This is a genomic window from Streptococcus sp. OMI870 (assembly GCF_047460295.1).
In the GTDB taxonomy this organism is placed as follows: Bacteria; Bacillota; Bacilli; order Lactobacillales; family Streptococcaceae; genus Streptococcus.
Genome location: NZ_JASHGM010000003.1, coordinates 22,654 through 44,879 on the forward strand (window position 1 = coordinate 22,654; position 22,226 = coordinate 44,879).

Below are 22,226 nucleotides of genomic sequence, written 5' to 3' on the forward strand. Positions count from 1 at the left end.
TACCTCATTGTTTATTTCTTAATTTTTTCCGGATCTTGTAGGCTTTGTTTACAAGTGGATAGAGTGTGCTGGTTGGGAGGTTGAATTCCCCAACAAATTCTTCAATGACAGGATTGAATTTAGATTTGAAATGATAAAGTCCACCACCTAGTGAGTTTTCAATTCCCCCCATATTTTGCCACGAAGCACCACGATCGAAGGCGTGTTGAGCTGTTTCGTACCAGGTGAGGATGGCAGGTTGGTAACGACGGAATTCTTCATCCATCCCTGCATAGACATTTTCAGATGTCCCACCAAATTCGAGTGTCAAGGTACCAGATAGAGGGACGACCTGTCTGCCTGCTTGGAGATGTTGCTCAAGAAATTGCAACTCTTCTTCTAAGCGTTCTTTTTCTTTCTGGTTGTTCTCTACCTTTCCAGGTTTAGTTTTTTCTGTGAATTTTTCAGCCTCAGCCTTATTTTTCTCAAGATTGTTTGTCAGCATGGCCTTCCTCTCTACGAGATCAAGGCTAGACAAGGTAATGTAGGATTGTCCTTGGTAAGTTGTCAGCAGTTTCTCGTAGTAGTCTCTTCCACGTAAATGAATGCTTTTCCGAGCTTCCGTCTTTTTCATGAGGGAAGAGAAGTATTCTAACAATTCTATCCCGCCAAATTGCACTTGGATCCCTTTATTTCGAGCAGTTCGTATCGCTTGACGAGTCGATTTAGAAAGGTTTTGTTCGGTAAAAAAGTCTTTATGAATATTGGCTTGAAAGCGTGGTTGGATATTTTCTCCCATATCACTTGTAGGGCCTGTCCATTCAATCCCTTCTTTTGTTAGGGTTTCAATGATCGCTTGTACATCCGTCGTTTCCATATTTTCTTGTCCAATCAAGTGTTTGCTCAAGAAAAGACTTGGATCAAATTTCACAAATAAGGCCTTGTATTGTTTGGCTATTTTTTTTAGGGACTGCATCACGTATGAAACTAGTTCCTTGTTCTGGTAATCCATGATGGGGCCTCGAGGAATGTAAAGCATGGAAAAGCCAAGTGGCAGGGGTTGAATCAAAATGCTTGCAACGGCGACTAATTGGTCTTCTTGATAAAAACCAACTCGTTCATTTCCCCAATTATCTTTGATTTTTGCCCATGAGCTACTTTGTAAGAGATTAGTCTGGTCACTCTGAATAACAAAGTTATCATGCTCAGTGGCAGAAATTCCTAGCTGGTAATGATACATTTCTTATAATACCCACTTTCTAAGGGCGTAGGCTACGCCCGATTCATCGTTTGATTTGGTAATAGTTGTAGCAATTTTTTTGAGGGCAGGATTGCCATTCTCCATAACGACAGCATGTCCTACAACTTCTAACATGGAGCGGTCATTCTCCTCATCTCCAATAGCCATGGTCTCTTCTTGTTTGATTCCAAGTTGTTCAGCCAGATGGAGAACGGCAGCTCCTTTATTGGTCGTTTTCCCGAGAATTTCTAAATAAAATGGAGCTGATTTAACCATAGTGAAGCGGTCCTGAAATTCTCTTGGAATTTTTGCAATCGCAGCGTCCAGAATTTCTGGTTCATCGATGTACATGGCTTTAACAAATTCTTTCTCTCGCACTTCTTCAGGCGTCCGGTAGTAAAGGGGCATATTGACCAGTTGAGACTCATGAATAGTATAGCGTCCGATATCTCGATTACTGGTGTAAATACCGTCTTTTGTAATGGCATGAGAGTGAATCTGGAGTTTGTTGGCCAGAGACTCGATATCGAGATAGTCCTCATAATCTAAAAGGTCCTTGATGATTTCTTTTCCAGTAGCAGTTTCTTGGACCAAGCCCCCATTAAAAGTAATGACATAATCCTCAGGATCCGTGAGATGAAGTTGTGCTAACAAGTTTGAGACACCTGCGATGGGACGACCAGTTGTGATCACGATTTTCACACCTGCAGCTTTTGCGTCTTGAATGGCTTCAAAAACGGAAGGTGTAATTTCTTTTTTTGAATTAAGTAGCGTACCATCGATATCGATCGCGACTAATTTAATGGCCATTCATCTCTCCTGTAAAATAATCGTTGGTGATGTAGGAAGTGAATTCCTCCACTTGTTTGCTGAAAAGTCCATTGGCTTCCAGCATTTCTTTTGGGAAATAGAAACGGTTGTCCCCATAGCGGGTTCCAGCTAAAGCTGCAACGAGTGGGGACAAATGAGACAATTCAGCTAGACTACCATCTTTTCGGATCATCTCGATCTGAGTACGTGGTTTTTCAAGCTCCGGTCGATAAATATCGTAGGGCAGATCGAAATTCTCATGGATGGCGGTGTAATAAGTAGGATTAAACCCAACCTCTTTGATCAGTTTTCCAAGGATTGCTAAGTCTTTTCGCTTATCTTCTGTAAATAGAATCGATTTAAAGACTTTCCGATTGATATAGCGCTGAGCAAGATCAGACAGGATGGTATCCGGGCTCTCCATCCAGACTTGGAAATAGGTGTTCATCACACCGTCATCCAAATTCAGGTAATCGTCAATGGTCACCTCTTCTTCAAAAAAAGGAATCAAGCGAGGCGAAGTCAGTTGGAAATACTCTTTCTGATCTGGATAGATAGTTCGAGCGCGTTTGAGTAGATTTTGAAGGAGGACTTCCATCGCACGAGTAGCTGGGTGGAAGTAGACTTGCATATACATTTGGTAACGGCTGACTACATAATCTTCAACGGCATGCATCCCATTTTGTTGAAAGGCAATGCCATTTTCAATCGGTCGAATGACGCGAAGAATGCGGGTCAAGTCAAATTTCCCATAGGAAGCACCTGTAAAGTAGGCATCTCGTAGTAAATAATCCATTCGGTCCACATCAATTTGACTGGAAATCAACTGCACCACTTGCTTATTGGGATAGGTGTGGTCAATGACGCTGGCTACACGATTTGGAAAATCAGGTGCCACCTGTAATAGGATTTGATTGACCTCCGTCTCAGGATTGGTGATGATGAGCTGGGTCATTTTTTCATGATCGGTCCCAAAAAGTCCTTCAAAGGTATGGGAATAGGCACCGTGCCCGATGTCATGAAGAAGGGCGGCTGTCATGGTCAGTAAGTTTTCATCAGAATTCCATTGATCTGCATATTTTTCTTCAAAAATTGAGAGAATGCGTCTTGAAATCTCATAGGCGCCAAGACAGTGAGAAAAACGACTATGCTCCCCACCGTGGAAGGTAAAACCAGATGTCCCCAGTTGTTTGATGCGGCGTAGTCGTTGAAATTCTTTACTATTAATCAATTGATAAATGATGGGATGATCCACGTGAACATAATCATGTACGGGATCGCGAAAGACTTTTTCATTCATGGGTCTATTATAGCAAAAAAAAGCCTATTTTGCGATCTAGAGGCTAATGAGGGCAGTCAAAAAGCGTAAAATTTGATAGAATAGAGAAGCAATGAAAGAAGAGAAGGAGACAAAGGTGCAGATTCATATTCAAAATACGATTCGATTTGGAGAAGAAATGGAAATCATCGATCAGTACTATCAAGGAGAGTGGAAAGAAAAAGCTGGTTTTCATTATCTTTTATATACCAATGAAGAAAAGGAAAAAGTTGCCTTGAAATTTTCTAAGGCTGAACTGATTATGACCCGCTTTTCAAGCCCGAAATCCATCATGCGCTTCTACAAATTTGAAGACGGTGGGGCTGTTATTCCAACTCCGATGGGAATCCAGCAATTTTTGATCGCAACAGACCTCTTTCAACTAGAGGATAGTCGTTTACATCTTTCCTATCGCTTGATGACGCTCGATGGGGAGCAAGAATTTGCCCATTATCAATTATTGGTTGAATGGGGAGAATAGGATCTATGAAATTATTTGCGATCCTGCTTGCTTTATTCCATAAAAATGGTATAATAATACCACTCAAGGGAGTAGCTGGCGGTTAACCGCGATAGTGTCGTCATTCCGAATTATTTCCGGCACTATATTAAACAGCGAGACTTGTTTTTTTAAAAAACAGGTCTCTTTTTTTGTAAAAAGAGGCCAAAAAGGAGGAGACTGTTTTGTCAAAAGAACAAAATAAAGACTTGTTTTACACACAGACCTCAGAAGAAGTCCTAAAGAACTTGGACTCATCTATCGAAGGTTTGTCAACTGCTCAGGCTCAAGAACGCTTAGCGACTTATGGTCGGAATGAGTTGGAAGAGGGCGAAAAACGTAGCCTACTAGCTAAATTCCTTGATCAATTTAAGGATTTGATGATTATCATCTTGCTTGCGGCAGCGGCACTTTCTGTGATTACAGAAGGAATGGACGGTCTAACGGATGCCATTATCATCTTGGCCGTTGTTGTCTTGAATGCTGCCTTTGGGGTTTATCAGGAAGGGCAAGCAGAAGCAGCCATTGAAGCTCTGAAAAATATGTCTAGCCCGATGGCTCGTGTTCGTCGTGATGGTCATGTTATTGAGATTGACTCAAAAGAATTGGTACCTGGGGATATCGTCTTGCTAGAAGCAGGAGATGTCGTACCTGCTGATATGCGCTTGTTTGAAGCGGCGTCTCTTAAAATCGAAGAAGCTGCCCTTACAGGGGAGTCTGTCCCAGTTGAAAAAGATGTGACAGAACTTGTTGAAGCAGATGCTGGTATCGGGGATCGTGTTAACATGGGTTACCAAAACTCAAACGTAACTTACGGTCGTGGTATTGGTGTCGTGACCAACACTGGTATGTATACTGAAGTTGGTAAGATTGCGGACATGTTGGCCAATGCTGATGAGACAGAAACACCATTGAAGCAAAGCTTGGAACAATTATCTAAGGCCTTGACTTACTTGATCGTTGTGATTGCAGTGATCACTTTCTTGGTTGGTGTCTTTGTTCGTGGAGAACATCCATTAGAAGGCTTGATGGTGGCGGTTGCTCTTGCGGTTGCTGCGATTCCAGAAGGTCTCCCTGCCATTGTAACCATCGTTCTCTCTTTGGGAACAACAACCCTTGCCAAACGGAATTCGATTGTTCGTAAATTACCAGCGGTTGAAACTCTTGGTTCAACAGAAATCATCGCATCTGATAAAACAGGTACTTTGACCATGAACCAAATGACGGTTGAAAAAGTTTATACCAACGGTCAATTGCAAAGCTCGGCATCCGAGATTGCTGCTGACAACAATACCCTTCGTATCATGAACTTTGCCAATGACACCAAGGTAGATCCATCTGGTAAGTTGATTGGGGACCCAACTGAGACAGCTCTTGTACAGTTTGGTTTGGACCACAACTTTGATGTTCGTGAAGTCTTGAAGGATGAACCACGTGTAGCTGAATTGCCATTTGACTCAGACCGTAAGCTCATGTCTACCATTCATAAGGAAGCAGACGGTTCTTACTTTATCGCTGTCAAGGGTGCACCTGATCAGCTGCTCAAGCGCGTGACTCGTATTGAAGTCAATGGGGAAGTTCGCCCCATCACAGAAGAAGATAAACAAGCTATCCTTGCTACCAATAAAGACTTGGCCAAACAAGCCCTTCGTGTCTTGATGATGGCTTATAAGACAAGTAAGGAAATTCCAACCTTGGAATCTGAAATTGTTGAATCTGACCTCATCTTCTCTGGTTTGGTCGGCATGATCGACCCTGAGCGCCCAGAAGCTGCAGAAGCTGTTCGTGTCGCTAAGGAAGCGGGTATCCGTCCGATCATGATTACGGGTGACCACCAAGATACGGCTGAAGCTATTGCCAAACGTTTGGGGATCATCGATCCAAATGATACAGAAGACCATGTCTTCACTGGTGCGGAGTTGAATGAACTCTCTGATGAAGAATTCCAAAAAGTCTTTAAGCAATACTCTGTTTATGCTCGTGTATCACCTGAACACAAGGTTCGGATCGTGAAAGCATGGCAAAAAGAAGGTAAAGTTGTTGCCATGACAGGTGATGGAGTCAACGATGCGCCATCACTTAAGACAGCAGATATTGGTATCGGTATGGGGATTACAGGTACAGAGGTTTCTAAGGGGGCTTCTGATATGGTCCTTGCCGATGACAACTTCGCAACTATTATTGTAGCAGTAGAAGAAGGACGTAAGGTCTTCTCCAATATCCAAAAATCCATCCAATACCTCTTGTCTGCCAATATGGCTGAAGTATTCACCATCTTCTTTGCAACCCTCTTTGGTTGGGATGTGTTGCAACCAGTACACCTTCTCTGGATTAACTTGGTAACAGATACCCTACCAGCTATCGCTCTTGGGGTGGAACCAGCTGAACCAGGTGTCATGAGCCACAAACCTCGTGGCCGTAAGTCTAACTTCTTTGATGGTGGTGTCTTTGGAGCTATCCTTTATCAAGGGATCTTCCAAACTATCTTGGTACTTGGTGTATACGGTTGGGCTATTCTCTTCCCAGAGCACCAAGGTCATGCAGAGATGCATGCAGACGCCCTTACCATGGCCTTTGCAACTCTTGGTTTGATCCAATTGCTCCATGCCTTTAACGTTAAATCCGTTTACCAATCAATCTTTAAAGTGGGACTCTTCAAGAACAAGACCTTTAACTGGTCTATTCCAGTTGCCTTTATTCTCTTAATGGCAACCATCATGGTTCCAGGATTTAACAAACTCTTCCATGTTTCAAACCTGAGTTTGACGCAATGGTTGGTGGTTGCTGTAGGTGCAATTATGATCGTGTTCCTTGTTGAGATTGTCAAAGCTGTTCAACGATCTCTTGGTAAAGATAAAAACGCGATTTAAGCTTAAAAAGTCATCTTCGGATGGCTTTTTTATCTGACAGAAAATGACTAGGCATATTTCTTGAGGCAAGAGTCGATTTTTGATAAACTAGACAACAGTTTTAAGAAAGGAAACTTGATTATGAAAAAGTTTATTGCTGAAGTCATCGGCACATTTATGCTCGTCTTTATCGGGACTGGAGCAGTTGTTTTTGGGAATGGGACTGAAGGTCTCGGTCATTTAGGAATTGCCTTGGCATTTGGTTTGTCGATTGTTGCAGCAGCATACTCTATTGGGACTGTTTCTGGTGCTCACTTGAACCCAGCTGTTTCCATTGCTATGTTTGTCAACAAACGCTTGTCTTCTAAAGACTTGGTCAACTATATCGCAGCGCAAGTAGTGGGAGCTTTCCTTGCGACTGCAACTGTCTTCTTCCTTTTGTCCAATTCAGGTATGTCAACCGCTAGTCTTGGTGAAAATGCCTTAGCTAAAGGAGTGACTCCATTTGGCGGTTTCTTGTTTGAAGTGATTGCATCCTTTATCTTTATCTTGGTCATCATGACCGTGACATCAGCTTCTAAAGGAAATGGGAAGATCGCTGGTCTTGTGATCGGTTTGAGCTTGACTTTGATTATTCTTGTTGGTTTGAATATTACAGGACTTTCTGTAAACCCAGCTCGTAGCTTGGCTCCTGCTCTCTTTGTAGGTGGTGCAGCCCTTCAACAAATTTGGATCTTTATCTTGGCTCCAATTGTGGGAGGAATTCTCGCAGCAATCGTTGCAAAAAATCTCTTAGATACAGAAGAGTAAAAAAATTGGTTCCAGAGGGACCAATTCAGATTGAAGACAAAGTCATATAAAAAACTTCCCTTAGGTGAGTACGGACGTCAGCGAACTTCGTCGAAGTTCCAAGACTTAGTTTTGAACCTAGGGTCTCAAAACTCCCGAGTGCCTGAAACGTAATTGTTTCAGGCACTTTTCTCACAGCGGAAAGTTTCGGTATTTTCTTGAATCGATTTAAAAATTGGAATTTTCTTTGCAAAATCGCTTAACTTATTTTATTTTAAAGTAGTTTGTCTACATTCTAAATTGATTCTAGGAGGACTAAGTTTTTTATAGTTCAAGGATAGTCATGGCTTGGGAGAATTCATGGGCAAGTTGTTTTTTCTTATATGCCTGAAATTCTGGCAGGTCTTTTATTTTGCGATAGCGTTTGTAGGGATCATACCGTTTGGGAAAATCAAATTGAGGGAAGTCTTCGAAGAATTGCTTGCAAAGTTCCCATTCTCGAACATAGCCTAAAGGTCTAGCATGATAGGTGATCTTGTCGATTGTCCTATCTGAAATTCGGTGGTGGCTGTGTCCAAATATGACATCTTTGATAGGGAATTGCCTAAAAAGTTCATGGAAGGCTTGGCTTCCTAGAAAAGCATTAAAACGCTCGAAATAAGGATGGCGCATAAGAAAATGAGCGTGGGGAACAAAGTGCATAGCGATGACCAAGGGTTGATCCACCAGCTTCAGTTCTTCTTGGAGCTCTTGCAAAAGATTTTTGGTAATCTCTGGATCGGACCCCCTTCGTTGGAGGCGTCTATCAAACCAAAACAGATTCTTAGTTTGAAGATGTTTTTGAGGAGAGATGGCGGGAACGAAGCTATAGTCATACCAGCCTGAAAAGGCCAGAAGAGTATGCTTTGAAAAGGAAATCTTTTGAAATTCAAAAGGTTTTATAGATTCTTCTGATAGCCCCAGCATATCATGGTTCCCTAGACTGAAGGTTACGGGGACTTGGTGTTGAAGTTGGGCTATAAAATCTTGTGAGATCATTTCAAAGCCATTGGCAATATCTCCTGCGATATGGAGGTGTTGAATCTCTTCTTGCTTGAAAAGGGTGATGAGGGTCTCTATTTCTTCTTGGCCAAAGAGGTTCGAATCAATATGTAAATCGGACATAAAAGCTACTCTTGTCATGCTATCAGTCTAGCATATCCGGTTCTTTTTTTCTAACAATTAGGTTACAAATAAATAGAAAAAGACTGAAAATAAGCTGGTTTGATAGTCGTAAACCAGTAGGTTCCATATTGGAAAGTGGGCAAATAATGAAGGTTATGATATAATAGACTAGATACATAGAAAGAGGTACTTATGGATATTTCAGAAATTCGTCAAAAAATTGACGCAAATCGTGAAAAATTAGCTTCTTTCAGGGGGTCTCTTTGACTTAGAGGCATTGGAAGAAGAAATTGCCATTTTAGAAAATAAAATGACAGAACCTGATTTTTGGGATGATAATATTGCTGCGCAAAAAACATCTCAGGAATTGAACGAACTCAAGCAGACCTATGAAAATTTCCATCAAATGGTGGATCTCTTTGATGAGTCTGAAATCTTACTGGACTTTTTGGCAGAAGATGATTCGGTCAAAGAAGAATTGATCGAAAAGTTAGAAGAACTAGACAAACGAATGACCAGCTATGAGATGACCTTACTATTGTCTGAACCCTATGACAATAATAATGCTATCTTAGAAATCCACCCAGGTTCAGGAGGCACAGAGGCTCAGGACTGGGGCGACATGCTTCTTCGGATGTATACACGTTTTGGAAATGCCCACGGCTTTAAAGTTGAAGTCTTGGATTATCAGGCTGGAGATGAGGCGGGAATCAAATCCGTAACCTTATCCTTTGAAGGGCCTCATGCCTATGGTCTTCTCAAGTCTGAGATGGGGGTTCACCGTTTGGTTCGGATCTCTCCATTTGACTCTGCCAAACGTCGGCATACTTCCTTCACTTCTGTTGAAGTCATGCCAGAATTAGATGATACTATCGAAGTGGAAGTTCGAGATGATGATATCAAGATGGATACCTTCCGCTCTGGTGGTGCTGGTGGACAAAATGTCAACAAGGTCTCTACTGGGGTGCGCTTGACACATATTCCGACAGGGATTGTAGTAGCTTCGACGGTTGACCGGACTCAGTACGGAAACCGTGATCGGGCTATGAAGATGTTGCAAGCCAAACTCTATCAATTAGAGCAAGAGAAAAAAGCTGCAGAAGTGGATTCTCTAAAAGGGGATAAGAAAGAAATCACTTGGGGAAGTCAAATCCGCTCTTATGTGTTTACCCCATACACGATGGTTAAGGATCACCGGACCAACTACGAAGTTGCGCAGGTGGATAAGGTGATGGATGGAGATATCGATGGTTTTATCGATGCCTATCTCAAATGGAGACTCCAATAACCTAAAGGGGATACCTAAAAAGAATGAAAGGAATTTCATTACATGTCAATGATTGAAATGAAAGATGTTGTCAAAAAGTATGACAACGGGACTACGGCCCTTCGAGGGGTAACGGTCCAAATTGAACCGGGAGAATTTGCCTATATTGTAGGACCTTCTGGTGCAGGGAAGTCGACCTTTATTCGACTTTTATACCGTGAAGTAAAACACGATAAAGGAAGTTTGAAAGTAGCTGATTTTGATTTAGATAAAATCAAAAAACGCGATATTCCTATGTTGCGTCGGAACGTTGGGGTAGTCTTCCAAGACTACAAATTGCTTCCAAAGAAAACAGTTTATGAAAACATTGCCTATGCTATGCAAGTTATTGGGGAACGCCGACGGAATATTAAAAAGCGGGTTATGGAAGTCTTGGATCTTGTTGGCTTAAAACACAAGGTTCGTTCATTCCCGAATGAATTGTCAGGTGGGGAACAACAACGGATTGCCATTGCGCGGGCCATTGTAAACAATCCTAAAGTCTTGATTGCGGATGAACCCACTGGTAACTTGGACCCAGATAATTCATGGGAGATCATGAATCTTTTGGAACGGATTAATTTACAAGGGACCACAGTCTTAATGGCGACCCATAATAGCTTAATTGTAAATACCTTACGTCACCGTGTCATCGCGATTGAAAATGGTCGTGTCGTGCGTGATGAAGCGGAAGGAGAGTACGGATACGATGATTAGAAGATTTTTCCGACACTTAATCGAATCGTTTAAAAGCTTGAAACGAAATGGTTGGATGACGATTGCGGCAGTCAGCTCGGTTATGATTACCCTTAGCTTGGTTGCTATCTTTGCCTCTGTCATTGCCAATACCATCAAGCTCTCAGATGATATTCAAAACAGTGTGCGGGTTGTAGTATACATGCGCAAAGATATTCAAGATCAGAGCGAACAGATTGAACAAGAAGGTCAGACTGTCACTAATGAAAATTACCATAAAGTCTACGATGCTTTAACAGCCATGAAACATGTCGATAAGGTAGTTTTTTCTAGTAAGGAAGAACAGTATGATAAACTGATCAAAACAGCTGGAAACAACTGGAAGATTTTTGATGGAGATGCAAATCCTCTTTATGATGCCTATTATGTAGAGACCACAGCTCCTAAATATGTTAAGCAAGTTTCGGCTGATGCCAAAAAAATTGAAGGGGTCTCTGAAGTCAAAGATGGTGGGGTAGATACCCAACGCTTGTTTGCCCTTGGAACCTTTATTCGAAACTGGGGCTTGATTGGTGTAGCCTTATTGATCTTTATCGCGGTCTTCTTGATTTCCAATACGATTCGGATCACTATTATTTCACGTAGTCGTGAGATTAAGATTATGCGTCTAGTTGGTGCGAAAAGTGGCTATATTCGTGCCCCATTCCTTTTAGAAGGAGCTTGGATCGGTCTCTTAGGAGCCGTGGTCCCTTCTGCCTTGGTTTTCTATGTCTACAATGTTGTCTACACATCGATGAACAATAACTTAGCGGACCAAAACTTGTACCTATATAGCCCAAATCTCTTGGTGCCTATTATGGTCGGTGCCTTGTTTGGATTGGGAATTTTGATCGGAGCGATTGGTTCTTCAATCTCCATGAGACGTTTCCTTAAAATATAACAAAAAAGCAAGTTCACACTTGCTTTTTTGTATCCTTTAATTAGTACAGGAAGGATGAGACAGGGCTTTTTAAGATTACCTAAAGAAGGGATTGAACATTTTTTCATGTCCGATAGAAGTTTCAGGGCCATGACCAGGATAGACGGTGTAGGAAGATGGAAGAGGAAAGAGTTCTTCCTTGATACTGTTTAATAGCTGTGTAGCATTTCCAGTTGGAAGATCGGTCCGTCCAATAGTCTCACGAAAGAGGGCATCGCCGGATAGGACCAAGTGATCCTCGGGAAAGACGATAGAGACTCCACCGGCCGAATGGCCCGGTGTCTCCAGAACATAAAAGTGGAAATCCGCTATGTCATACTCACTGCGAATCTCATAGAGAAACTCTGCTTCTTTACAAATCACATCTTGCAAATCTGCATGACGATCCAAACCAGATAAATTGTCAACAGGAGAAGACAACCAACTAGATTCTGCTGGGTGGACATAGACAGGTGGGAAGTGATACTGCTGACGAACCTTTTCAAGACTCATAATGTGATCGTAATGCGTATGGGTTAAAAGAATCGCTACGATTGGTTTTCCTATGCGATCAATTTGTTTTTGAATAGTAGCCCAGTCGCTACCTGGATCTACTAGGATAAGGGCCTGTTCATTTTCAAGGTAGTAGGTGTTTTCATAAGCTACAGGATTAACAGTTCGATAGATTTTCATTGGGACTCCTTTCTAGAATAGTGTATCAAATTACAAGGAAAATAACAGGATTGAAGTCGGCTTGAAAGGATAAAAAAATCTGCAGAGCTTGCTCAAACGTGATATAATTTTAAGTACTATGACAAGACAGAAACGGAAATACGCCATTGTGGATCTGGAAGCCACCAGTGCTGGAAGCAATGCCAAGATTATTCAGGTTGGAATTGTCATCGTTGAAGATGGCAGGATCACTCAATCCTATGAGACGGATGTGAATCCCCATGAACGATTGGATGAGCACATCAAACAATTGACTGGCCTGACAGATGCTCGCTTGCGAAAAGCTCCAGAGTTTGCACAAGTGGCAAAAGAAATTTTTGAGTTAATAGAAGATGCCGTCTTTGTGGCCCATAATGTCAAATTTGATGCGAATTTATTGGCAGAAGCCCTCTTTTGGGAAGGCTTTGAGCTAACCACTCCTCGAATTGATACGGTCGAATTGTCTCAAATTTTCTATCCTACTTTGGAACGTTACAATTTAGGAGCACTTGCGACTGAACTGGAAATTGAGTTGCATCATGCTCACTCTGCCCTAGCTGATGCTATGGCAACAGCCCAGTTGCTGTTGAAGTTAAGAGAAAAAATTGCGAGCTTACCAAGAGGATTGATTGAGAACCTCCTTTCGATGGCAGATTGTTTGATTTATGAATCACGGCTGTTGATAGAAGATGCACTTGAAGACAGTAGCCTCTTTTTGCCGTCTCATTTATTCGAAGTTCATGGACTCTATTTGCGAAAGCCACAGCAGTTTCTGGAAAGCTACCATTTATCTGAACAATTTGAACTTAATATGCAGTTGTTGGGATTGGAGGCTTATCCGGAGCAGAGTCAATTTGTGGCTTATCTCGAGGAAAGTTTGCGTCAGCCTCTTCCAAGTTTTATAGAGGCTCCGACAGGAATTGGGAAGACCTACGCCTATCTGTTAACGCTATTGTCCAAAACCTCTAAGCGTATCCTTGTGAGTGTACCGACTAAAATTCTTCAGGATCAAATAATGAAAAAGGAAGGAAAAGCTATTCAGGATCTTTTCCAAATTCCCTTTCATAGCCTGAAAAGTCCCAAGGATTACATCCAACTTGATAAATTTTATGAGACCTTACAGAGTGATTCAGATAATCGGATGATCCGACGCTTTAAGATGCAACTGTTGGTTTGGCTAACCATGACAGAAACAGGAGAGTTGAGTGAGATTGGACAGCTTTATCGTCATGCCCATTTTGTCTCTGAAATAAGTCACGATGGCCAATTGTCGAAGCATTCACTTTTTTATCAGGAAGATTTCTGGCGTCTTGGCCAGGAAAAAGTAAAAACTAGCCGGGTGATTCTGACCAATCATGCTTATCTTTTAACCCGCCTAGAAGATGACAAAAGTCTGCTTCAAGAGACTGTCCTGGTTGTGGATGAAGCACAAAAACTCTTCTTTGCTTTGGAGCAGTTTTCACAGAGAGAAGAGACCTTGCAATCTCTTCTAATGAGCCTGCAACACGCAATTGAGGAGGAGAAAGATCTTCTGCAACGGCGTTTGTTGGAGAGTATTCAATTTGAGTTAAATGCCTGCTCCAAAGAAATCCAGCAAGGAAAAACGGCAGTTTTATCCGATCAAACGGTGGCCAAAATACGTCAAGATGTATCGGAATTAAAAAACGACTCTTTAGAGAAACTAAGAGAATTATTTGATGAGCGCTACCAGACCTTTTGGATAGATAAAGAAGTGGTCGATAGCCACCAAATCCTTCATCTTCATGCAGGAGTTGAGGATTTATGTTCCTTTAGGGATTTTGTTCCTGAAGAAGTGCCCGTGCTCTTTGTATCAGCGACCATCGCTATCAGTAAAAAGGTGAATTTGCCTTCTCTATTAGGTTACCAAGAGCAGCAAATCTACCAGGTTCCAACCCAGTTAAAGCAACACCAGGCAATGCTCCTACCAATTGATTTTCCAGATGTGGTTTCCCTGTCTTCATCAGAGTATGCAATTGAAATCAGTCGACTGATCGAAGAGTTGCTTCCTCTTAGAAAACCAATCTTTCTTTTGTTCACTTCAAAAGAATTATTACTGGAGACCTCAGCTGCTTTGAAGTTTCCTCATTTGGCCCAGTACCGAAATGGGGATGCAGCCAATATTAAACGACGATTTGATCGTGGAGAGAGTACGATTTTATTGGGAACAGGAAGCTTCTGGGAGGGAGTCGATTTTTCCCAACAAAGAGAAGTGATTCAAATCATCACGCGCTTGCCTTTTGATAATCCTAAAAACTATATGGTTCAAAAGGTAAATAGCCAACTCAGACAAGAGGGGAAGAACCCTTTTTATGACTATAGTCTGCCAGTCGCGATTTTGAGACTAAAGCAGGCCATTGGGAGAACCAGTCGTTTCCAAGAACAGGAATCTTTAGTGCTCCTATTAGACCAGCGAGTGGTGACCAAACGATATGGAAAACAAATTTTAGATAGCTTGCAACAGGTATTGCCCCTTCACACGACATTGAGAGAACGACTTGTTGAGCAAGCAGCCAACTTTTTCAAAAAGGAAAATAGAGAATGAAAAATAAGGGATTTGGACTTGCAATTGCATTTGTATTAGCGTTGGGCGCTATGTTTTTGGGAAAGTTCTTTCCCATCATTGGCTCAAGTGTCTTTGCTTTGATTTTAGGAATTGTCCTCAATGAATTGGTAGACCTGCCTGAGACGTCGCGGCCAGGACTCAATTGGTCCGGTAAGAAATTGTTGCAGTATTCGATTATGTTCATGGGTTTTAGCTTGCCTATTGCGACCGTTGCCTCTACAGGGGTCTCTTCCCTGAAGATTAGTTTGCCCACTATTGCGGTTGCCTTTCTTGCTGCTGCGATCTTTGGAAAAGTCTTTCATCTGAAATCTCATTTACGAACCTTAATCGGTTTTGGAACAGCTATTTGTGGTGGATCAGCTATCGCTGCCGCCGCGCCCATCATTGAAGCAGATGAAGAGGAAATTGCTCTATCCATGTCAACCATTTTCTTTTTCAACATTTTGGCTGTCTTTATCTTTCCGCTATTAGGTCATTTATGGCACATGTCTGATTTTCAATTTGGCCTTTGGTCAGGGACAGCTATTAACGATACATCATCTGTTGTAGCGGCAGCCTTTTCCTACAGTAAAGCGGCTGGTGAAATGGCGACGATTGTAAAATTATCAAGGGCTCTCATGATCGTGCCGGTTTGTTTGGGCATGATCGGTTTAAAATGGTATCGGAGTCAGCACCAGGAAGGTAACAAAGGAATGGTGAAACAAATTATTCCTTGGTTTATCATTTGGTTTATTGTGGCTTCTATTCTATCTTCTATCGGCGTGGTTCCTAAGGTAGTCCTTCCTTACCTAAAGGACCTTTCTCATCTCTTTATGGCTATGGCCTTGGTTGGAATCGGCAGTAAGGTTTCTTGGAAACAGTTCCGCGCTGCTGGAGCAGCTCCTCTTTTAGTTGGCTTGATAGCTTGGTTTTTTGTAGCAGGATCTAGCTTGATTCTACAAATGTTATTTTATTAATTGAATTTATCACCCTTTTAGAAAGGAATGTGAATGAAGAAAAAGCAGTACTGGAAGGTACACCTGGATTATTCGATTCTTACGATTGTCCTTATTCTTCTCCTGATTGGGATCTTATCTGTTTATGTCGCGGTTTCTCACGATTATCCCCAATGGGTCTGGCCTTTTTTGGGACAACAATTGGCCTGGATTGGTCTAGGAGTTCTTATTTGCCTCATTGTGACGATTTTTAGCACAAAATTTCTTTGGAAAATCACTCCCTTTCTCTATCTACTCGGTTTGGCCTTGATGGTTCTTCCTCTTGTTTTTTATAATCCCAACTTGGTGGCTTCAACAGGGGCTAAAAACTGGGTGGCTTATGGCAATATCACCTTATTTCAGCCTTCAGAATTTATGAAGATTCCCTTTATTCTGATGTTGTCACGCTCGATTGTCTTATTTTTACAACGAAACAAAGGGCGTGAGCGCTGGTTGCGACAAGATTGGTTTTTGATCCTCGAGTTGATCGTTTATACGATTCCTGTTTTTGTCTTACTGGCTTTACAACAGGACTTGGGAACGGCTTTGGTATTCTTAGCCATCTTTTCAGGTTTGGTGCTGGTTTCAGGAGTTTCCTGGAAAATTATTTTTCCGGTGATCTTACTTGTAGCGGGAGGCGTAGCAGGCTTTCTCTTTCTCTTTTTATCAGAAGGTGGCCGTGCTTTTCTTCACCAGCAAGTAGGGATGCCTACTTACCAAATGAATCGGATCGTTGCCTGGTTAAATCCCTTTGATTATGCCCAAACAACAACCTATCAGCAAGCCCAAGGACAGTTGGCTATTGCTAGCGGTGGTCTCTTTGGACAAGGATTTAATGTCTCCAATTTATTGGTCCCTGTTCGGGAAAGCGATATGATTTTTACAGTAGTAGCAGAGGACTTCGGTTTTGTTGGATCTCTCCTGCTTTTGATTCTTTATGTTGCTTTAATTTACCGAATTTTAAAAATCACTCTACGGTCCAATAACCAATTTTATACCTATATTTCCATTGGGTTTATTATGATGTTGGTCTTTCATATTTTTGAAAATGTTGGAGCAGTGACGGGGCTACTGCCATTGACTGGGATTCCCCTTCCCTTTATCTCTCAAGGTGGCTCCTCTATTATTAGTAACCTGATCGGTATTGGTCTGGTTCTCTCGATTTACAATCATAGTAGCAAAAAGAAAGAGCCAAAGGAGCAGGTGCCGATCCGTAAAAAAGTCATCCTTAAAGGAGCGCAATAGAAAGAAGGAATGAAGATGAAAAAAGTAGCGACTATTTTAGCAAATGGATTTGAAGAAATTGAAGCTTTGACCATTGTCGATGTTTTGAGACGTGCAGGGATTGACTGTGACCTTATTGGTATGGAAGAGACTGTAACAGGCTCTCACCAAATCTCGGTGGAAGTAGACCGTCTCTGGAATGGAGACTTGTCAGATTATGATGGGGTCTTTCTACCAGGTGGAATGCCAGGAGCAGCGAATTTACGGGATAATCCAGAATTGATTGCAGCCCTTCAAGAAGAAAGTAGCAAAGGAAAAACCATCTCTGCGATTTGTGCAGCTCCCATTGTCTTGGCGCGCGCCGGTCTCTTAAAAGATAAACACTATACCTGTTACGATGGCTTTGAAGAGGAGATTCAAGACGGACAGTATCTAAAGGAGACAGTCGTCAAGGATGGCAACCTTCTAACCAGTCGTGGTCCTTCAACTGCCCTAGCCTTGGCTTATGCCTTGGTAGACCATTTTGGAGGAGACGCCCAAAGTCTTCGCCAAGGGATGCTTTACCAAGACGTCTTTGGAGACTCCTAAAAATGTGCTTTGGACTACAGTTTTTGTAAGGGAGAGAAGGCATTTTCTGCTAGGAAATGCCTTCTCTTTGATGTAAAATGAAACGAAGGTAAAAAATGGCTAAAATCCCCCCTAAATGAGGGTTTTGGCTTATTTTTTTTGTCCATTTGTGGTATAATATTGACTATGAATTATCATGATTTTATATGGGATCTTGGTGGGACGCTGTTGGATAATTACGAAATGTCCACAAATGCCTTTGTAGCGACATTGAAGGACTTTCACATCCAAGCTGATCATGATTCTGTTTATGCAGCATTAAAAATCTCAACACAGGATGCGATTGCTACCTTTGCACCTCATATCTCTGAATTTCGTACAGAATATAAGAAAAAAGAAGCCGTTGCCTTGCAAGAGCCGGTACTGTTTGAGGGAGCGAAAGAGTTGCTAGAAGAGATTCAATTACAAGGAGGTCATCATTTTTTGGTATCCCATCGGGATCGCCAAGTATTGACTCTCATTGATCAGACGGGTATCGCGTCTTTCTTTACGGAGATTGTAACAGCAGACGAGGGGTTCCCTCGCAAACCAGATCCAGCCTCTATGCTTTATTTGAAGGAAAAATATGGCATCCAAGACGGCCTGGTTATCGGAGATCGTCCGATCGATATAGAAGCTGGAAAGGCAGCAGGTCTCACAACTTATTTATTTGATACCATGCCCCAATTACACCAGTTTATATTTGAATAGAAAAGGGAAATTATGACAGAGGATAAACAGCAAGAAGTTCAAGCACAAGAATACGATGCCAGTCAAATTCAGGTCTTGGAAGGACTAGAGGCAGTGCGGATGCGTCCGGGGATGTATATCGGATCTACCTCAAAAGAAGGTCTCCATCACTTGGTCTGGGAAATCGTAGATAACTCGATTGATGAAGCCTTGGCCGGCTTTGCTAGCCATATTGAAGTTTTTATTGAAGCGGATAACTCCATCACGGTTGTCGATGATGGACGGGGAATCCCAGTGGATATCCAAGAAAAGACAGGTCGTCCTGCTGTTGAAACCGTCTTTACCGTACTTCACGCAGGAGGAAAATTCGGCGGTGGTGGCTATAAGGTATCTGGTGGTCTACACGGGGTAGGTTCTTCCGTCGTGAATGCCCTGTCCACGTCACTGGATGTTCGTGTCTACAAAAATGGCAGTATCCATTACCAAGAATATCGTCGAGGCCATGTTGTAGATGACTTGAAAATCATCGGGGAGACCGATCGAACAGGGACAACCGTCCACTTTATTCCAGATCCAGAAATTTTCACAGAAACTACTGAATTTGACTTTGACAAGTTGAACAAGCGGATTCAAGAATTAGCCTTCTTGAATCGTGGCTTGCGCATCTCGATTACGGACAAGCGTGAAGGGCAGGAGCAAACGAAAGATTACCACTATGAGGGTGGTATTTCAAGCTATGTAGAATACATCAATGAAAACAAGGATGTTATCTTTGAAACACCGATCTACACAGATGGCGAAATGGATGATATTACGGTTGAAGTAGCTATGCAATACACAACCGGCTATCACGAAACCGTCATGAGTTTTGCCAATAATATCCATACCCATGAAGGTGGAACCCATGAGCAGGGATTCCGTACAGCCCTCACTCGCGTCATCAATGACTATGCCAAGAAAAATAAGCTCTTAAAAGAAAACGAAGACAATCTAACTGGGGAAGATGTTCGGGAAGGGTTGACAGCAGTGATCTCGGTCAAGCATCCTAACCCACAGTTCGAAGGACAAACCAAGACCAAACTTGGGAATTCAGAAGTTGTAAAAATTACCAACCGACTCTTTAGTGATGCCTTTTCTGATTTCCTATTAGAAAACCCGCAAATTGCTAAGAAAATCGTCGAAAAAGGGATTTTAGCAGCTAAGGCTCGGGTCGCTGCTAAGCGGGCTCGGGAAGTGACCCGCAAGAAATCTGGTTTAGAAATCTCAAACCTTCCTGGTAAATTGGCAGATTGTTCTTCAAACAACCCAGCAGAAACAGAACTCTTTATCGTCGAAGGGGATTCAGCCGGAGGATCTGCAAAATCAGGTCGAAACCGAGAGTTCCAGGCGATTCTCCCTATTCGTGGGAAAATCCTCAACGTGGAAAAAGCTAGCATGGACAAAATTCTAGCCAATGAAGAAATCCGGAGTTTATTTACCGCTATGGGTACCGGTTTTGGTGCAGAATTTGACGTATCAAAAGCTCGTTATCAAAAGTTAGTCATCATGACAGATGCCGATGTCGATGGCGCCCATATTCGAACCCTTCTGTTAACCTTGATCTATCGCTATATGAAACCAGTTTTGGAGGCAGGATATGTTTACATCGCTCAACCACCAATCTATGGGGTCAAAGTCGGTAGTGAAATCAAAGAATATATCCAACCGGGTGCGAACCAAGAAGCACAATTAGCTGCCGCTTTGGAACGCTATTCAGAAGGTCGCTCAAAACCAACGATTCAACGATACAAAGGTCTTGGGGAAATGGATGATCACCAGCTTTGGGAAACAACCATGAACCCTGAACACCGCTTGATGGCACGCGTTTCCGTAGATGATGCTGCCGAAGCGGATAAGATTTTTGATATGTTGATGGGGGACCGAGTAGAACCGCGTCGTGAATTTATCGAAGAAAACGCTGAATATAGTACTCTCGATGTATAAAATTCACTGAACACTTCCCATTAATGGATATTTTATGGTATAATTACAAGGATTACGCTCAAGTAATACGATGAAGGAGTTTTTATATGTCTAGTGGACTAATTGCTCTCATCTTTATTGTAGCCCTTATCTTGATTGTAGGATATGTGGTTGCAGTGATTTTGAGAAAAAGAAATGAAGCCTTACTTGCAGCACTGGAAGAACGAAAAGAAAAGTTATACAACCTTCCGGTCAACGATGAAGTAGAGGCTGTCAAAAACATGCATTTGATTGGTCAAAGTCAAGTGGCATTTCGTGAATGGAATCAAAAATGGGTAGACTTATCCTTGAATTCATTTGCTGATATTGAAAACAATCTATTTGAAGCAGAAGGTTATAATAATTCTTTCCGTTTCATGAAGGCTAAACAAGCCATTGACAATATCGAAAGTCAGATCCAATTAATCGATGAGGATATCAAGGCGATTCGCCAAGCCCTTTCAGATCTGAAAGAGCAAGAGCAAAAGAATAGCGGTCGTGTTGTCCATGCCTTAGATATGTTTGAGGAACTTCAAAAAGAAGTTACTTCGAATCCAGATCGTTATGGTAGTGCGCTTCCTGAAATTGAAAAGCAAATTGGGAATATTCAATCTGAATTTTCACAATTTGTCACTCTGAATTCTTCAGGGGACCCTGTTGAGGCTGCTGAAATTCTTGATACTGCTGAAAATCATATTGTTGCTTTAAAACAAATTGTAGAGCGGGTACCAGAAATTGTCACAGCCCTTCAATCAAAACTTCCGGATCAATTGGAAGATTTGGAAAGTGGCTACCGCAAGCTTTTAGAATCTGGTTATCATTTTACTGAAACGGATATTGAATCTCGCTTCCAACAATTGCATGCTTCTTTGAAGAATAACATGGCAAATGTATCAGCTCTTGAATTGGACAATGCCATTTACGAAAATGAGCAAATTCAAGAAGAGATCGATGCTTTGTATCACATTTTTACCCGTGAGATTGAATCGCAAAAAGTTGTCAAGAAGTTAGTGAAACAATTGCCTGGTTATTTGAACCATGCAAAGGAAAACAATAAAAACCTTGCAACGGAAGTAGAACGTCTTGGTAAAACCTTTGTCTTGAATGAAGCCTTTAGCCAACAGTTAAAAGAGTTGGAAGCTGAATTGTCTTCACAAGAAGATGTGGTGGAGGATGCTTTGAAAGATTCATCTGAAACACAAAAAGCTTATTCCATCGTTGAAGAGGAATTAGAAGCGATTGAAACTCGTTTGAAAGAAATTGAAGATGAACAAATCAACTTAAGCAATTCCCTTTCAAAAATTGAAAAAGACGATGCCAATGCTCGCCAAAAGGTTAATATCTATGCCAACCGTTTGCATGCGATCAAACGCTACATGGATAAGCGAAACTTGCCAGGAATTCCTCAAGAATTCTTAGAAATTTTCTTCACAGCAAGTAACAATACTGAAGCATTGATGAATGAATTGGAAGGCGAAAAAGTCGATATTGAAACAACTAACCGTTTATTGGATATCCTAACAAATGATATGAATGAACTGGAAGAAGCGGCTTATCGAATTGTGCAAAATGCGACGTTGACAGAGCAATTATTGCAATACTCGAATCGTTACCGTTCATTTGATGATCATGTACAAGCGGCTTTTGACGAATCGCTATATATTTTCGAAAGAGAGTACGATTATGCGGCTTCCTTCAAAGTCATCTCAGATGCTTTGGAAATGGTAGAAGCAGGAGTAACTGACCGCTTTGTTACTTCATATGAAAAAACGCGGGAGCAAATTCGCTTCTAAGGATAGAAAACGACCTGTTTGAAGGTCGTTTTTTT

General features: G+C 41.8%; 18 protein-coding genes. 13 read left to right on the forward strand and 5 right to left on the reverse strand.

All coding sequences use genetic code 11. The features are described from left to right. Positions 1–4: 4 nt before the first annotated feature. Genes QM968_RS06245 through QM968_RS06255 form a run of 3 tightly spaced genes read right to left on the reverse strand, consistent with a single transcriptional unit; the run spans position 5 to position 3,329 of the window. Positions 5–1,219: an aminoacyltransferase gene (locus tag QM968_RS06245; protein ID WP_009731380.1), complete on the reverse strand. Its 1,215-nt coding sequence runs from the start codon at positions 1,217–1,219 to the stop codon at positions 5–7. A gap of 3 nt (positions 1,220–1,222) precedes the next feature. Further along, entirely contained in the window at positions 1,223–2,029 is an 807-nt protein-coding gene (gene yidA / locus QM968_RS06250) for a sugar-phosphatase (RefSeq protein WP_414383010.1), read from the reverse strand. Then, positions 2,019–3,329, reverse strand: coding sequence for an HD domain-containing protein (locus QM968_RS06255; protein ID WP_009731378.1), 1,311 nt, complete (start codon positions 3,327–3,329; stop codon positions 2,019–2,021). Before QM968_RS06255 ends, yidA begins: the two co-directional genes overlap by 11 nt. A gap of 115 nt (positions 3,330–3,444) precedes the next feature. On the opposite strand from QM968_RS06255, the gene QM968_RS06260 reads away from it, so the two are divergent. From QM968_RS06260 to QM968_RS06270, 3 genes are all read left to right on the forward strand, one after another. After that, positions 3,445–3,828: a DUF1934 domain-containing protein gene (locus tag QM968_RS06260; protein WP_037614034.1), complete on the forward strand. Its 384-nt coding sequence runs from the start codon at positions 3,445–3,447 to the stop codon at positions 3,826–3,828. Between the two features lie 203 nt (positions 3,829–4,031). Then, the gene (locus tag QM968_RS06265) at positions 4,032–6,716 is read left to right on the forward strand and encodes a calcium-translocating P-type ATPase, PMCA-type (RefSeq protein ID WP_414383012.1); all 2,685 of its coding nucleotides are present in this window, start codon (positions 4,032–4,034) and stop codon (positions 6,714–6,716) included. Positions 6,717–6,836: 120 nt separating this feature from the next. After that, entirely contained in the window at positions 6,837–7,505 is a 669-nt protein-coding gene (locus QM968_RS06270) for an MIP/aquaporin family protein (protein WP_414383014.1), read from the forward strand. 303 nt (positions 7,506–7,808) lie between these two features. Here QM968_RS06270 and QM968_RS06275 read toward each other — a convergent pair whose 3' ends face one another. Further along, positions 7,809–8,666, reverse strand: a complete 858-nt coding sequence (locus QM968_RS06275) for a metallophosphoesterase (protein WP_414383016.1) — start codon at positions 8,664–8,666, stop codon at positions 7,809–7,811. Positions 8,667–8,840: 174 nt separating this feature from the next. On the opposite strand from QM968_RS06275, the gene prfB reads away from it, so the two are divergent. The 3 genes from prfB (at position 8,841) to ftsX (ending at position 11,590) form a co-directional block, all read left to right on the forward strand. Then, a protein-coding gene (gene prfB, locus QM968_RS06280) for a peptide chain release factor 2 (RefSeq protein ID WP_100209015.1) occupies positions 8,841–9,936 on the forward strand; the annotation gives its coding sequence in 2 pieces (ribosomal slippage) (positions 8,841–8,912 and positions 8,914–9,936; 1,095 coding nt in all). 42 nt (positions 9,937–9,978) lie between these two features. Next, positions 9,979–10,671 carry a cell division ATP-binding protein FtsE gene (ftsE, locus tag QM968_RS06285; protein WP_009731372.1) on the forward strand — a complete coding sequence of 231 codons (693 nt, stop codon included), beginning with the start codon at positions 9,979–9,981 and terminating at the stop codon, positions 10,669–10,671. Next, positions 10,664–11,590 (forward strand): permease-like cell division protein FtsX, encoded by a 927-nt coding sequence (gene ftsX / locus QM968_RS06290; RefSeq protein WP_009731371.1) that lies wholly within the window; start codon positions 10,664–10,666, stop codon positions 11,588–11,590. The genes ftsE and ftsX overlap by 8 nt, the downstream gene beginning before the upstream one ends. 75 nt (positions 11,591–11,665) lie before the next feature. Here ftsX and QM968_RS06295 read toward each other — a convergent pair whose 3' ends face one another. Then, positions 11,666–12,301 carry an MBL fold metallo-hydrolase gene (locus tag QM968_RS06295; protein ID WP_414383018.1) on the reverse strand — a complete coding sequence of 212 codons (636 nt, stop codon included), beginning with the start codon at positions 12,299–12,301 and terminating at the stop codon, positions 11,666–11,668. A 118-nt stretch (positions 12,302–12,419) separates the two neighbouring features. Here QM968_RS06295 and QM968_RS06300 point away from each other — a divergent pair, with 118 nt between their 5' ends. The 7 genes from QM968_RS06300 (at position 12,420) to ezrA (ending at position 22,191) form a co-directional block, all read left to right on the forward strand. Continuing rightward, entirely contained in the window at positions 12,420–14,882 is a 2,463-nt protein-coding gene (locus QM968_RS06300) for a bifunctional DnaQ family exonuclease/ATP-dependent helicase (RefSeq protein WP_414383020.1), read from the forward strand. Further along, the gene (locus QM968_RS06305; RefSeq protein ID WP_414383022.1) at positions 14,879–15,859 is read left to right on the forward strand and encodes a YeiH family protein; all 981 of its coding nucleotides are present in this window, start codon (positions 14,879–14,881) and stop codon (positions 15,857–15,859) included. Before QM968_RS06300 ends, QM968_RS06305 begins: the two co-directional genes overlap by 4 nt. A gap of 33 nt (positions 15,860–15,892) precedes the next feature. Further along, positions 15,893–17,122, forward strand: coding sequence for an FtsW/RodA/SpoVE family cell cycle protein (locus QM968_RS06310; protein ID WP_414383024.1), 1,230 nt, complete (start codon positions 15,893–15,895; stop codon positions 17,120–17,122). A gap of 15 nt (positions 17,123–17,137) precedes the next feature. Then, a complete protein-coding gene (locus tag QM968_RS06315; protein ID WP_414383026.1) occupies positions 17,138–17,689 on the forward strand; it encodes a DJ-1 family glyoxalase III in 552 nt (183 codons plus the stop codon). A 165-nt stretch (positions 17,690–17,854) separates the two neighbouring features. After that, positions 17,855–18,418 (forward strand): HAD-IA family hydrolase, encoded by a 564-nt coding sequence (locus QM968_RS06320; protein WP_009731365.1) that lies wholly within the window; start codon positions 17,855–17,857, stop codon positions 18,416–18,418. A 12-nt stretch (positions 18,419–18,430) separates the two neighbouring features. Next, entirely contained in the window at positions 18,431–20,380 is a 1,950-nt protein-coding gene (gene gyrB, locus QM968_RS06325) for a DNA topoisomerase (ATP-hydrolyzing) subunit B (protein WP_009731364.1), read from the forward strand. Positions 20,381–20,466: 86 nt separating this feature from the next. Then, the gene (gene ezrA, locus QM968_RS06330; protein ID WP_414383029.1) at positions 20,467–22,191 is read left to right on the forward strand and encodes a septation ring formation regulator EzrA; all 1,725 of its coding nucleotides are present in this window, start codon (positions 20,467–20,469) and stop codon (positions 22,189–22,191) included. Positions 22,192–22,226 lie beyond the last annotated feature (35 nt).

Coding starts and splice junctions, on each gene's coding strand:
- ftsE (WP_009731372.1), top strand. CDS start 9,979: ATGTCAATGATTGAAATGAAAGATGTTGTCAAAAAGTATGACAACGGG.
- QM968_RS06305 (WP_414383022.1), top strand. CDS start 14,879: ATGAAAAATAAGGGATTTGGACTTGCAATTGCATTTGTATTAGCGTTG.
- yidA (WP_414383010.1), bottom strand. CDS start 2,029: ATGGCCATTAAATTAGTCGCGATCGATATCGATGGTACGCTACTTAAT.
- QM968_RS06245 (WP_009731380.1), bottom strand. CDS start 1,219: ATGTATCATTACCAGCTAGGAATTTCTGCCACTGAGCATGATAACTTT.
- QM968_RS06295 (WP_414383018.1), bottom strand. CDS start 12,301: ATGAAAATCTATCGAACTGTTAATCCTGTAGCTTATGAAAACACCTAC.
- ftsX (WP_009731371.1), top strand. CDS start 10,664: ATGATTAGAAGATTTTTCCGACACTTAATCGAATCGTTTAAAAGCTTG.
- QM968_RS06320 (WP_009731365.1), top strand. CDS start 17,855: ATGAATTATCATGATTTTATATGGGATCTTGGTGGGACGCTGTTGGAT.
- QM968_RS06270 (WP_414383014.1), top strand. CDS start 6,837: ATGAAAAAGTTTATTGCTGAAGTCATCGGCACATTTATGCTCGTCTTT.
- ezrA (WP_414383029.1), top strand. CDS start 20,467: ATGTCTAGTGGACTAATTGCTCTCATCTTTATTGTAGCCCTTATCTTG.
- QM968_RS06315 (WP_414383026.1), top strand. CDS start 17,138: ATGAAAAAAGTAGCGACTATTTTAGCAAATGGATTTGAAGAAATTGAA.
- QM968_RS06255 (WP_009731378.1), bottom strand. CDS start 3,329: ATGAATGAAAAAGTCTTTCGCGATCCCGTACATGATTATGTTCACGTG.
- QM968_RS06310 (WP_414383024.1), top strand. CDS start 15,893: ATGAAGAAAAAGCAGTACTGGAAGGTACACCTGGATTATTCGATTCTT.
- QM968_RS06275 (WP_414383016.1), bottom strand. CDS start 8,666: ATGACAAGAGTAGCTTTTATGTCCGATTTACATATTGATTCGAACCTC.
- gyrB (WP_009731364.1), top strand. CDS start 18,431: ATGACAGAGGATAAACAGCAAGAAGTTCAAGCACAAGAATACGATGCC.
- QM968_RS06300 (WP_414383020.1), top strand. CDS start 12,420: ATGACAAGACAGAAACGGAAATACGCCATTGTGGATCTGGAAGCCACC.